This window comes from Salicibibacter halophilus, assembly GCF_006740705.1.
In the GTDB taxonomy this organism is placed as follows: Bacteria; Bacillota; Bacilli; order Bacillales; family Marinococcaceae; genus Salicibibacter; species Salicibibacter halophilus.
In genome coordinates this window covers 3045365-3056933 of record NZ_CP035485.1, presented here as the reverse complement: position 1 = coordinate 3056933, position 11569 = coordinate 3045365, and the positions used below count along the sequence as shown (strand labels likewise).

The window sequence follows — 11569 nt, the reverse complement described above, 5'->3', positions numbered from 1 at the left end:
GGTTTTTCGTGTAACGATTTCGATTTTTTCAACACGGTGACTTCCTTTTCAGGAACGGTTTTTTATTGATGAAGTCTATTATTCTAACTGCCTTGAAATCAGCTACCAAAACAAAAATGGAGCAGGCTTTAAATCATGCCGCTCCATTTTTAAACATCAGCATTGTTCATTCACTCTTCTTTTACCGCCCAAACAAAGGATACAATCCACCCTGCAAGCGTCCATCCAGTGAGTAAATTAAGAGCCGCGATCGAACTCTTTCTTTCTAAACCTCTTGCAAAAGTGACAATTGTAGGGAGCATATAAATGACAACCATCAACAGAAGGAATGCGACCAAAAGAAACGGACCAGTGATATTCATCATTTCTACTGCCAAGCTTTCTATCACAATGATCCCACCCTTTTTATGAAATGTTAGTATCTAATTTAAGTATAGTTCAAAAGTCAGCAATTTTTAATGGATATTTTGTGACTTTAGTGAGTACGTTTTGTGACATTTATAAATCCTCATACTTTTATGATAGATAGAGCCCCGGTTCGGACAATGTTAAGCGGAAATACTGGGATACTGTCCGAATACATACAGAGCTTGGACAGTGTTGTGATTCAGACAGTATAAATTGTCCGAAGGCAAGGTTAGCTCGGACACAATTACGCCCCAAAACGAGGAAGGTGTCCAAAGGTAGGATTGATTTACATCGAAAGGAGCCGCATCTATGTCATCATCGAATCTATCAAATTCTTAAGCCATGACGACCCGCTGGGCCGATCAATCAGGAGAAAAACTGCCACTTTCCTTTGCTTTCCCCGATGCTTACACCGATGAACAAAAACAGCAAATGACAACATCGATCAACGACAAAACAGGCTGGGAAACTGTGCCCGAAAGTTTCTCCATCCATTTTCCAGAAAAAACGTTCGAGCAACCATCCCTGAAAATAACAATGTCAAAGCGATCGCAATTCAACTACAGCCAATCACTCTCAACCAAAAAAACGCTTTGATGTCACGGATCGCAGCGTGCAAATGGAAAATAATGAAGCCAGAGAAGAAACAATACAATGAACAGAGGATTGCGATGTTTCATTATATAAAATCAGCTTCAAAGGACAGGGCAACGACATCGTTTTGGAAGTTCACTTCATTTCACCGGAAGTGGCCAAACGGCATGAAATCGATCTGGAGGAACTTTCATATCGCCCGGTTTCCCCGTCACATATGCAGAAAACCCAACACAAAATGAAATTATAAAAGAAGCGGTCACACGTATCCCCTCGTTATGGGAGCTGAAGAAAAACCCGATCCGGACCGGAAGAAGCAAAGCTAGTCGAAGAAGCGATTCAGCAAACAACCGGATATGGGATTGAGTTGAAATAGCGGCGGAAGGGAAATACCGAAAATCCAAAGCCACTAACTTGCCATCAGAAGCACATTTATGTATACTGTAAATAAGAAACACATAGGCTAAAAAAGACCGAAGGTGCTGCTAACACCGACGGTCTTTCATTACAACAGAACGTATCCTTCAGGGATAAGCGTTCACGCTTTTAGCATGAAGTAGTTACCCAGAGGTTGGGATCTCAGGGGTAGCTACTTTCGTTTTTTGTTAGCATCTGACGCTACATAATACACAAGTGTAGACACAGCTACACAAAGCATCAAGGCTTCAAAAACAGTAATAGAGGATCACCTCCCCTCTGTCCGTTAGCAACGAACGGCCACAGACACGAAGGTTAACGAGGTGAACGCTACCCCTGAGAATTTTGTTCTATTGTTCTTCTATTCTATCATAGTTTAGCTTGATCGACTTCCTTTTTTGTCGCTATTTTTCAGACTAAGGGCAATGTCCATGTATGCCGGTGAATAAACGTCGACGCACCTCCAAAGAAAATACGATTGAGTGGATTGTCGAAGAAGCGATTCAGCCTTTATTCGAATATTTCCGGAAGGAACATGGAAAGCGCCGGGATGCCAGCGACTAATACGAGACAAAGGATCATGACGATAATCATCGGGATAGCAGCTCTTACAATACTTTCAAAATGTACGTTTCCTACACCACTTGCCACGAACAAGTTTACACCTAGTGGTGGTGTTACGAATCCAATAGCCAAACTTAAGACCATGACAACACCGAAGTGTATCGGATCCACGCCAACTTCAGTCGCGATCGGCAATAATATGGGTGTTAAAACGACAATCGCGGATATTGTATCGATGAACATACCGACGATAAGGAGAACAACTAACATAATGAGCAGAATAACAAACGGGCTTTCAGAAATTCCCGTTATAAAATCAGCAATCGTCACCGGGATCTGCTCAATGGTCAATACATAAGCGAATGAAATCGAAAACCCAATGATGATAACGGTCGTTGCGTTAATCAGTGCTGCTTCAGCAAATGAGTCGTATATATCCTTCCATTTCAATTCTCTATATACAAACGCACCGATAAGGAAAGCATAGGCAGCTGCCACTGCGGCAGATTCCGTTGGCGAAAAGAAACCGCCGTAAATCCCTCCAAGTATGATGACAGGCACGAGGAGTGCCCATTTTGCGTTCCAAAACGCTTTAGAGACATCTTTTAACGTCGGAACCTCACCCGTCCCCGCGTAATTTTCCTTCTTGGATATCACATAAGCGAGGATCATCAAGCTTACCCCGACCATAATGCCCGGTATAATCCCCGCGAGAAATAAAGCTCCGATGGAAACACTGCCGGTAATCCCGTACATAACGAACGGAATACTTGGCGGGATGAGTACACCCATGGATCCAGACGACGCTGTGATAGCGGCGGCAAAACCATGGCCGTAATTATTCTTCTTCATTGATGGGATCATAAAAGAACCAATCGCGGCAACAGCTGCAGGACCTGACCCAGAGATGGCCGAAAAAAACATACTGGCTGTCACCGTCACCATCGCAAGCCCACCGGCCAAAAAACCGACTAATGCACGTGCCAAATCCAACAAGCGGCTGGAAACACCGCCTTTTCCCATCAACACCCCTGCCAAGATGAAAAATGGGATCGCCATAAGCGGAAATGAATTGAGCGAATTAAATCCTTGTTGAACGATAATAGACGTATTGAGGTCGGTAGCGAACACAATGGTAATTAACGCTGATAACCCTAATGAAACCGCGATCGGAACACCGATAAAGAGAAAAACAAAAAAACTGATGACTAACATTGCAATGGTCATGACTGTTTCACCTCTTTTTCACGGTTTTTAAATAGGAGATGCATTTGTTGAATCAATCGAATCGTCATTAAGATCCCGGCAATCGGGATCGCGAGATATGGGACACCCATGGATATATCAATCGTTGGTGCACGCTGGCCACTCTCAAAAATCGCGACAACAAATTGCACGCCAACCCCGGCCAAAAATACAGCCATAATAAAGAAACTGAGGAGCGCCAATAAGTCGACCGTAAACCTTGCTTTTCCGTTAAGCCTATCCGTGAGCAAGCTGATTTTGACGTGTTCGCTGTATCGAATACCAAGGCTTGCACCGATCCATATTTGCCATATATGTAGAAAAACCGCAACTTCTTCACCCCACACAAGCGATTGTCCAAAAAAATTTCTCGCTAACACTTGGTAGAGAATGAGGAGAACCATGATGGCCATCGTTGCAACCATTAATATTTCTTCCAAGCGCTCATCAATGAGCTTTCTCCATTTCATAACATCCATCTCCCATATTAGTCATTCCGATAGGGCTCGATCAATTCCATGATTTCCGAATCAATCTCATCTTCAAACGCTTCATATAAATAAGCAGTTTGATCGATAAAGACTTGTCTCTCTTCTTCCGACCATTCATTAATTTCCATGTGCTCTTCCAATACTTCAAAAGCTTCTTCATCTTGTTCGCGAGCCATAACTCTTTGCTCATCTCGATAATCGTCAGCCGCATCATCTACAATTGCTCTAAGGTCCTCGGGTAGATCCATATAAAAATCATCATTCATAAAAACGATCGTCGGTGTATAACTGTGAGCGCTAATCGTTAGATAGTCTTGAACTTCATGTAAGCTACTCGTATAGACAAGATTGTAAGGCCCTTCCATCGCGTTCATCACGTTTTGTTGCAAGGCTGAATAAAGCTCTCCAAAAGGATAAGGTTGCGAGTTTGCCCCCATCGCCCGAAACATTTCAAGATGCACCTCATTTTCCATTGCACGGATATTTAGGGGTTGCATATCCTCCGGAGACTCAATTGGACCCTCATTATTTTGGAGGTGGCGCATCCCTGTCTCCGCAAAAGTAAGACCTTGGAGCCCAATGTCTGGCAACCGCTCCAACAGCGTTTGTCCAAACTCCCCATCCAACGCTTCATATGCTTCTTCATGGCTATCGAACAAAAACGGAAGGTCAATCGCAAGAAAGCTGCTATCGAAACCGGCTAAAGGAGCAGATGCGGTAACAGTCATTTCCACATTGCCTTGTTGAACGGCTTCAATGGACGAACGTTCGGACGCATACAGCTGGCCGGCCGGGTAAATATCAACACGAATACGCTCATCAGATTCGTCTTCAATCGTTTCCTTAAACTGTTCTAATGCGAGATGGGTCGATTGGTCTTGTGCGACAGCATGTGAGGCGCGAATATGATACTCCGCATCATCCTCGGCATTAGAAGCACCCATTTGGCAAGCCGTCAATATAAAACATAGGCATAATAAAGCACACGCCAGAACTCGTTTCATTTTTAGGGAACCTCCCTAATCAAAATTTTAACAACCTTACTGCTTAAGATCCTCAGCTGAATATTTCGTCCAACCCTCAAATTAATGATAAGTATATTTTACCCGCTTAATGAGATGTTACTCTCGTGATGAACGATCTGGTGAGTTTCTACGGCGTTTCCAATCATAAATTCATGTATGCAGGATCCGACACTCGATTGCCCACATCCTGCTCTTGGTACCAATATCTGTCTTCATCATCATCTTTTTGGATAAAAAAGTGAAGAACGGCATTACACTTTTTTTATGGAGGCTTCACCCAAATCAAGAAGAGGAACGACAGATTGTTCTCCTATCGTTGGTAGATGCCGCAAAGTTACTCTCGATCGTTTACCCGAATGGCAAAGACGCACGAGCTGCTCAAAAACAACTGAAGCATGTCAATAAAAATCTCCCCGTTTCCAAAGCGGTAAAAGATACCATACAAGCCATTGAAATCAGTGTGATTGCTGCCATCGCAGTGACAACGTCATCCTCAAATCAATCAAACTCTTCATGAAAAAATGAGCCTTCTCCCTGTTCGGGAAAAGGCTACTCGACCTTAATTCACTTTCTTAGCCCCTTGCCAATGTTCTTCTCTTAGACGGAACTTTTGCAGTTTGCCTGTTGCCGTTTTCGGCAAGCTTTCCACGAACTCTACGATTTTCGGTGCTTTAAAGCGGGCAATGTTGGAACGGCAAAATTGGATAATGTCATCTTCAGTTGTTTTAGCATTCTCATACAACACGATGACCGCTTTCGGGATTTCGCCCCATTTTTCGTCCGGAATCGCGATCACTGCCGCATCCATGACATCCGGATGTTTAAATAACAAGCCTTCAACCTCAGTTGACGAAATATTTTCCCCGCCGGAAATAATCAAGTCTTTGGCCCGGTCACGGATTTCAATATAACCATCCGGATGCGTGACGGCTAAATCACCGGTATGATACCAACCATCGCGTATCGCTTCCGCCGTCTTTTCCGGATCTTTGTAGTATCCTTCCATGACAACATTTCCGCGGGTGACGATCTCTCCCAATTCATCCCCGTCCCAACTTACTTCTTCTCCGTTCTCATGAACCACTTTCGTCTCTCCGTTAAACGCAAGCTCAATCCCCTGCCTGGCTTTTATCACCGCTTGTTCATCAGCCGGTTTGTCATCGAATTCTTTTTTCCATTCACAATAAAGGATGAAAGGAGATGTTTCCGTTAAACCGTATACATGAATCATATTTAACCCCAAAATATCCTGGGCTTTTTTAATGAGAGCTGCCGCCGGAGGTGCTCCTGCGGTTGCCATTCGAGGCTGCGTCGTGATCTCGGTTTCCTTGGCCTTCGGATCGTTAATCAGCATGTTGATAACCGTCGGCGCCCCGCAAAGCAAAGAGATGTTTTTATCTTCAAACAAATCAAGGATGTGCGGGGGATCTACCTTCCGCAAACACACGTGGGTAGCGCCCGCTGCTGTAATCGCCCATACTCCGCCCCAGCCATTGGCGTGAAACATCGGGAGCGTGTGAAGATAGACATCATCGCGGTCCACACCAAGATGATACATGAAATTGGCGGCATTCAAATAGTTCGCGCGATGGGTAAGCATGACACCTTTTGGTTTGGACGTCGTCCCGCTTGTGTAATTTAACGTGAGCAGTTGGTTTTCATCGATTTCAACCTCAGGTGGAGCAGTATCCTCCGGTACGCTCATGATAAATTCTTCATAATCGATCCCTTTTAATGTCGTTTCATGCCCTTCCACAGAGACGATAATGATTTTTTCCAATGATAGCTTTTCCCTAATTTCCTCGATCGGACCGGTGAATTCTTCATCAACAATCAGCATCTTCGCATCGCTGTGATTAATAATATATTCTAAATCTTCCGCTGATAGCCGGTAGTTCAGGGGGACCATTGCCGCGCCAAGCTGACAAATGCCGTAAAAACTCTCGAGCATGTAATGGGTGTTCGGAATCATCACCGCTATATGATCGCCTTTTTGGACGCCCGCTTCATCGAGTGCGATAGCAAGCCGGTCGGTTCGTTCCCCGAATTCCTTGTAAGTAAAATGTTTTTCTCCATCAATTACTGCTGTTTTTTCCGGATAATACTTAATTGCTCTACGTTTCCAGTCCAATGGTGTAAGGGATGCTAGCATTCTATGCACTCCTCGTATAGTAAGTTTAAGCCCTTCAAATCTTGGGCAAATTCCACAAGATATTTTGTAGATTCATATGGTTTTTCCTTGGATGTCTCTAGATATTTCTAGATAATGATCATAGGATCATTTGGGACAATTCTTTTCTCTCCTGTGGTTCGACCACAACTAAAGACTGTCTCTCAGTGTACGTGCGGCACTTCCTACTCGCAGGCTGAGCCCTCGGCCTCTTGAACTCAGGGGAAGCAGCCCCTGGGGCGGCTTTCAATGCCGATGGAGTTCTGATACACGAGGTTGATGATCGGCGTTCACACTAGAGATATCTCGAGGCGTCCAAAGAACGACCGAATGATTCTACAATGAAAGGAGGAATCCCCCCATGCGAATGTTTGTCGGGCTTGACGTTAGCTCGTTTGATATGAAAGTGTGTGTGCTTGATCAAGAAGGTGATCAGCTTTCGGTTTTTACGGTTTCCAATGACTGGCCGGGTGCCCAGGTGCTCAAAGAACGGTTGCTCGAGCTCTTGGCCGATACAGAGGTTGACATCCTAAAGATCGGTCTGGAGTCCACATCCGTCTACAGTTTTCATCCATCCATGTTCTTGCATGATGACGATGATTTAAAACCCTATGGCGCCCAAGTCTTTGTGATCAATCCGAAGCAGATCGCCAACTTTAAAAAGAGCTTCGCAGACATGAACAAGACCGATGAGATTGACGCCTTTGTGATCGCCGATTATATGCGTTTCGGGCGCAATCAGATGTCCGTTGTCAAAGAAAGCCAATACGTGGCTCTCCAGCAGTTGACACGTTCGCGTTATCACTTGACCAAAGCGATGACGAAAGAGAAACAACACTTCTTGCAGCACTTGGAGTATAAATGCAACACCTTTTCCAAAGAAGTGGATTCATCGGTGTTTGGCCATGCTATGATGGAACTCTTTCTTGAAAAATACAGCCTGGATGAACTTGCCCAGCTTCCGCTTGAGGACCTGGCTCGGTTTCTTCAAGAGAAAGGGAGAAATCGTTTTCCCGATCCGGAAGCTGTCGCCGCATCCATCCAGAAAGCCGTCCGTTCATCGTACCGATTGGACAAAGTGGTCGAAGATTCCATCGATGTACTTTTAGGAACGTCCATTGAGCTCATTCGTTCCTTCCAAAAGCAAATCAAGGCGATCGATCAGTCCATTACTCGAATCATGAAAGGACTGACGCAGACGCTGGAATCAATCCCGGGCATTGGTCCGGTCTTCGCCGCAGGCATCATTGCCGAACTCGGTCAGATTGACCGGTTTCCCGATGAAACAAAAATAGCTAAATATGCGGGACTGTACTGGCGAAAACACCAGTCCGGGCGGTTTACCGCCGAAGATACTTCACTGACACGTCAAGGGAACCATTATTTGCGTTATTACCTCGTTGAAGCCGCCAACTCGGTACGAAGGCAAATTCCGGAATACCAAGTCTTTTATCAGAAGAAGTATCAAGAAGTCCCGAAACATCAACACAAACGTGCACTCGTGCTCACGGCAAGAAAACTCGTGCGATTGGTGGATGCGCTGCTACGCAAAAACCAACTCTTTACGCCAGAAAGGGGCGTGAACCTCTGACCGACATCGGCTGAGGGCTAGCCTTTCATTTTACCAGTATTTTACATTTTATTACTGGTGTTGTTCAGTGCGCGCTTTTTTCGCCTAAATGTCCTTTGACAACTTCATTTACTGTGATTTTGAACTTGACATATTACCGCAGGTCTTTTCTTAATGTGCCATCATCATAACATACTACTATTATGAAAAGCGTGAATTTATATAAAAAAATAAAACGCTCCCATCGATGAGATGAGAGTGTTATTGTGCACCTTCACGCTTCTATGTCACGAATCTTTATGACCACTCCGCCAAACTTACCCGCGAACAAATTATAGATGAGCGTAATAAGCGCCGTGATCCCAAGATAAATCCCTCCATACAAACCGACGCCAAGCAGGAAAATAGGTAAACCCATTAGCCCCACGAGACCTTCCGCAATCAGTATAAATATGGACCCTAAAATCGTAAAAATACCGAACAAAGCAATAGGGATTGCCAAAAAATAGATCGTCGCCTTCATCACACTCGGAATCGTTAATTTGCGGATTTCAATGTGTCTATCTTGATCCAATTTTCGCATCTCCTCTCGTTTCCATTTTTCAGTCGAAGAAAATTCCCACCACAAACGATGGGAACACCTGAATCACTGATTTTTTTACATAAACATCAACGCGCCAAGAACTGCGTTAATTAACGTTAGGATAAGTGTAATTGCCCCAACCACGATGCCTGTAATAGCCGCCCATCGATTAGCGGCTTTTAGACTGAGCGCCCCCAAAATGATCGCTACAACGCCAATCGGAAACCCAAAAAATGGAACTAACCAAAAAATTAAGTTGACAAGTCCCAATATGAAAGCAGCAGTTGCCATGCCACTATTCGCCGGTTTGTGATCGACAGCCGTTTGATTCACCGAATTTTCATTATCCATGCTTATCCACCTCATTTCTCTTGTTAAATACATGGATGATTTCTAATACTATTACTAAAATTACATGTTTTAGGCTTAAAGTCAATTCATTACTTCTTTATTTTGCCATTGAACACCTCTCTTTCACAATATTTGTATTCCCTCCATTCCTATGCCATGATATAAAGAATATTGCGTCTTAAATCATTAAATGGTGATCGATATGAAAATGAACACGAGCGGGGACCGATCATCGCTCCCTGAACCAACGATGTATCGCATTCTCATCGTGATTGGTTTTGTACATTTGTTAAATGATTCGATTCAGGCAGTTGTTCCCGCGATGTTTCCCATACTGGAAAGCTCGATGGGATTAACATTTACACAGTTAGGGATTGTTGCTTTTGCTCTGAATGTAACCGCCTCCCTCGCGCAACCGATTGTCGGCTGGTATACCGATCAAAGGCCTTCCCCATATGCACTGCCGATTGGCCTTATGTTTACGTTTGTCGGTGTCTTCGGCCTTGCGCTCGCGCCCTCGTTTTGGTTTCTTGTCGTTTCCGCTATATTGATTGGCATCGGATCGGCCACTTTTCATCCCGAAGGCTCCCGTGTCGCGAATATGGCGGCGGGCGGGCGCCGCGGACTCGCGCAATCGATTTATCAAGTTGGCGGAAATGGCGGGCAGGCGTTGGCACCGGTCATTACCGCCCTCCTTCTCGTCCCGCTCGGCCAGATCGGAGCCCTTTGGTTCACGATTGTAGCTGCTGTAGCGATTGGATTATTGTTCTACATTGCCCGTTGGTATGCCAGACAAAAACCGGTGACGGCCAAAAAAATTAAAAAAATAGCTCACGAACAACCAAAAACGAAGCACCCAGCGCGCAAATTGTTGATTTTTTCCATTATTCTGCTTGTGTTTCTCGTTTTCGCCCGTTCATGGTTTCAAGCCGGCATGACCAACTTTTACGCCTTTCATTTAATTGAAAATTATGGATTAACTATTCAAGAAGCGCAGATTTATCTCTTTATTTTTTTGGCTGCAGGTGCAGTTGGAACTTTTTGCGGCGGCCCGCTTGCTGACCGATTAGGCAAACGGAATGTGATCATGATGTCCTTTTTGGGAGCAGCGCCACTTACGATGTTTCTCCCGTTTGTTCCATCATTTTTGCTGTATCCGTTATTGGCACTTGTCGGTTTTATTCTTATTTCCAGCTTTGCCGTTTCCGTCATCTACGCTCAGGATTTATTCCCGGGCAGCATAGGCATGGCTTCAGGGCTGATCGTAGGGTTGGCATTCGGAATTGGCGCTGTCGGTTCCATCGGTCTCGGCGCCTTAATGGATATAGCAGGTATAACCAATACGATGATTTTCATCGGCGCCCTCCCCCTACTTGGCATTCTCACCATCTTCCTCCCTTCCGACCAACGGCTGGAGAGCATTCATGAAGAAGGGGGCTGAATAAGGGAGGAAAACAATTGGCGGAAGCTGGTAGTGGTTCGGGCTTCATGTACGCTTCATGGCGACCAAACCGGAGCGGGACTTCGCGGGTCGGGACTCATGCTCGCTCCTTCAAGATTATGGATCAACTTTTTTACTAATCATCCGTCCCAGCCCCTGCTTCCCAGGTGCTGACACCAAGCCGCCGATGTAGTGTCTCCCGCTTCTTCCAGCCTTTTTATAATCCACTGCACGAACGCGTCGTGAACATGAAAGAGTGTTCCCCGATTTCGCAAGCGCCCCGCTTCGGTACTTCGATAAGTCCCAAGATGTTTAAATTCATCATAGTGAATCATCTGTTGAAATTCACAGCGCCCTCTAATAGTGATGCCATCGTCATTAAAACCTTCTTCCACCTCTGCCAAACCGACCAATCCCCTCTTTTCGCTGCCACTGCGGTAACATAAAATTAAGTCCCCGTCCCATGCCATTCTAAAGTTGCGGGGCAATTTTCGCACCTCCCAAAAGATAGTCCTCTGGCTAGCTAAAATATGTTCCCAACGGAAAGGGGCAACTGTATCGGAAGCGACCATAAACCACGTATTCATCATCAATTTCAACTCCGCATTAAACTTTTCTATCTTAATTATCCCATGCTGCCCTAGCAATTTCAGCCTCAAAGGTCACGTTACTCTTATCACGCTCCCATTTCTTTCAATTTTTTCTATTAT

12 protein-coding genes are annotated in these 11569 nt (G+C 44.9%); 4 read left to right on the top strand and 8 right to left on the bottom strand.

The window, feature by feature from the left end; translation table 11 throughout:
* Positions 1–170: 170 nt before the first annotated feature.
* On the bottom strand, positions 171–389 hold the full coding sequence (locus EPH95_RS14840) for a superinfection immunity protein (RefSeq protein WP_142090815.1): 219 nt from the start codon (positions 387–389) through the stop codon (positions 171–173).
* 361 nt (positions 390–750) lie between these two features.
* Between EPH95_RS14840 and EPH95_RS18955 the strand changes: the two genes are divergently transcribed.
* A complete protein-coding gene (locus EPH95_RS18955) occupies positions 751–1005 on the top strand; it encodes a hypothetical protein (RefSeq protein WP_160141791.1) in 255 nt (84 codons plus the stop codon).
* A 924-nt stretch (positions 1006–1929) separates the two neighbouring features.
* Here EPH95_RS18955 and EPH95_RS14835 read toward each other — a convergent pair.
* The 3 genes from EPH95_RS14835 to EPH95_RS14825 are packed head-to-tail and all read right to left on the bottom strand — an operon-like array spanning position 1930 to position 4723.
* Positions 1930–3210 carry a TRAP transporter large permease gene (locus EPH95_RS14835; RefSeq protein WP_142090814.1) on the bottom strand — a complete coding sequence of 427 codons (1281 nt, stop codon included), beginning with the start codon at positions 3208–3210 and terminating at the stop codon, positions 1930–1932.
* The gene (locus tag EPH95_RS14830; protein ID WP_160141790.1) at positions 3207–3698 is read right to left on the bottom strand and encodes a TRAP transporter small permease; all 492 of its coding nucleotides are present in this window, start codon (positions 3696–3698) and stop codon (positions 3207–3209) included. Before EPH95_RS14830 ends, EPH95_RS14835 begins: the two co-directional genes overlap by 4 nt.
* Before the next feature lie 17 nt (positions 3699–3715).
* Entirely contained in the window at positions 3716–4723 is a 1008-nt protein-coding gene (locus EPH95_RS14825; protein ID WP_142090812.1) for a DctP family TRAP transporter solute-binding subunit, read from the bottom strand.
* A gap of 247 nt (positions 4724–4970) precedes the next feature.
* Here EPH95_RS14825 and EPH95_RS14820 point away from each other — a divergent pair, with 247 nt between their 5' ends.
* Positions 4971–5261 carry a hypothetical protein gene (locus EPH95_RS14820; protein WP_160141789.1) on the top strand — a complete coding sequence of 97 codons (291 nt, stop codon included), beginning with the start codon at positions 4971–4973 and terminating at the stop codon, positions 5259–5261.
* Positions 5262–5303: 42 nt separating this feature from the next.
* On the opposite strand, the gene EPH95_RS14815 is transcribed toward EPH95_RS14820, so the two are convergent.
* The gene (locus tag EPH95_RS14815) at positions 5304–6896 is read right to left on the bottom strand and encodes a long-chain-fatty-acid--CoA ligase (protein WP_142090810.1); all 1593 of its coding nucleotides are present in this window, start codon (positions 6894–6896) and stop codon (positions 5304–5306) included.
* Positions 6897–7275: 379 nt separating this feature from the next.
* Between EPH95_RS14815 and EPH95_RS14810 the strand changes: the two genes are divergently transcribed.
* On the top strand, positions 7276–8505 hold the full coding sequence (locus tag EPH95_RS14810) for an IS110 family RNA-guided transposase (RefSeq protein ID WP_142086371.1): 1230 nt from the start codon (positions 7276–7278) through the stop codon (positions 8503–8505).
* 253 nt (positions 8506–8758) lie between these two features.
* Here the strand turns inward: EPH95_RS14810 and EPH95_RS14805 are convergent, their stop codons facing one another.
* Together EPH95_RS14805 and EPH95_RS14800 are read right to left on the bottom strand one after the other, a co-directional pair.
* A complete protein-coding gene (locus EPH95_RS14805) occupies positions 8759–9058 on the bottom strand; it encodes a hypothetical protein (protein WP_142090809.1) in 300 nt (99 codons plus the stop codon).
* 84 nt (positions 9059–9142) lie between these two features.
* On the bottom strand, positions 9143–9418 hold the full coding sequence (locus tag EPH95_RS14800) for a hypothetical protein (protein WP_142090808.1): 276 nt from the start codon (positions 9416–9418) through the stop codon (positions 9143–9145).
* Between the two features lie 190 nt (positions 9419–9608).
* On the opposite strand from EPH95_RS14800, the gene EPH95_RS14795 reads away from it, so the two are divergent.
* The gene (locus EPH95_RS14795) at positions 9609–10859 is read left to right on the top strand and encodes an MFS transporter (RefSeq protein WP_227003930.1); all 1251 of its coding nucleotides are present in this window, start codon (positions 9609–9611) and stop codon (positions 10857–10859) included.
* Positions 10860–10999: 140 nt separating this feature from the next.
* Here the strand turns inward: EPH95_RS14795 and EPH95_RS14790 are convergent, their stop codons facing one another.
* A complete protein-coding gene (locus EPH95_RS14790) occupies positions 11000–11449 on the bottom strand; it encodes an EVE domain-containing protein (RefSeq protein ID WP_142090806.1) in 450 nt (149 codons plus the stop codon).
* Positions 11450–11569: the final 120 nt, after the last annotated feature.

What these genes read in the sequence shown, in the direction of transcription:
- EPH95_RS18955 (WP_160141791.1), top strand. Translation starts at nt 751, where the DNA reads ATGACGACCCGCTGGGCCGATCAATCAGGAGAAAAACTGCCACTTTCC.
- EPH95_RS14835 (WP_142090814.1), bottom strand. Translation starts at nt 3,210, where the DNA reads ATGACCATTGCAATGTTAGTCATCAGTTTTTTTGTTTTTCTCTTTATC.
- EPH95_RS14830 (WP_160141790.1), bottom strand. Translation starts at nt 3,698, where the DNA reads ATGAAATGGAGAAAGCTCATTGATGAGCGCTTGGAAGAAATATTAATG.
- EPH95_RS14825 (WP_142090812.1), bottom strand. Translation starts at nt 4,723, where the DNA reads ATGAAACGAGTTCTGGCGTGTGCTTTATTATGCCTATGTTTTATATTG.
- EPH95_RS14815 (WP_142090810.1), bottom strand. Translation starts at nt 6,896, where the DNA reads ATGCTAGCATCCCTTACACCATTGGACTGGAAACGTAGAGCAATTAAG.
- EPH95_RS14810 (WP_142086371.1), top strand. Translation starts at nt 7,276, where the DNA reads ATGCGAATGTTTGTCGGGCTTGACGTTAGCTCGTTTGATATGAAAGTG.
- EPH95_RS14800 (WP_142090808.1), bottom strand. Translation starts at nt 9,418, where the DNA reads ATGGATAATGAAAATTCGGTGAATCAAACGGCTGTCGATCACAAACCG.
- EPH95_RS14795 (WP_227003930.1), top strand. Translation starts at nt 9,609, where the DNA reads ATGGTGATCGATATGAAAATGAACACGAGCGGGGACCGATCATCGCTC.
- EPH95_RS14790 (WP_142090806.1), bottom strand. Translation starts at nt 11,449, where the DNA reads ATGATGAATACGTGGTTTATGGTCGCTTCCGATACAGTTGCCCCTTTC.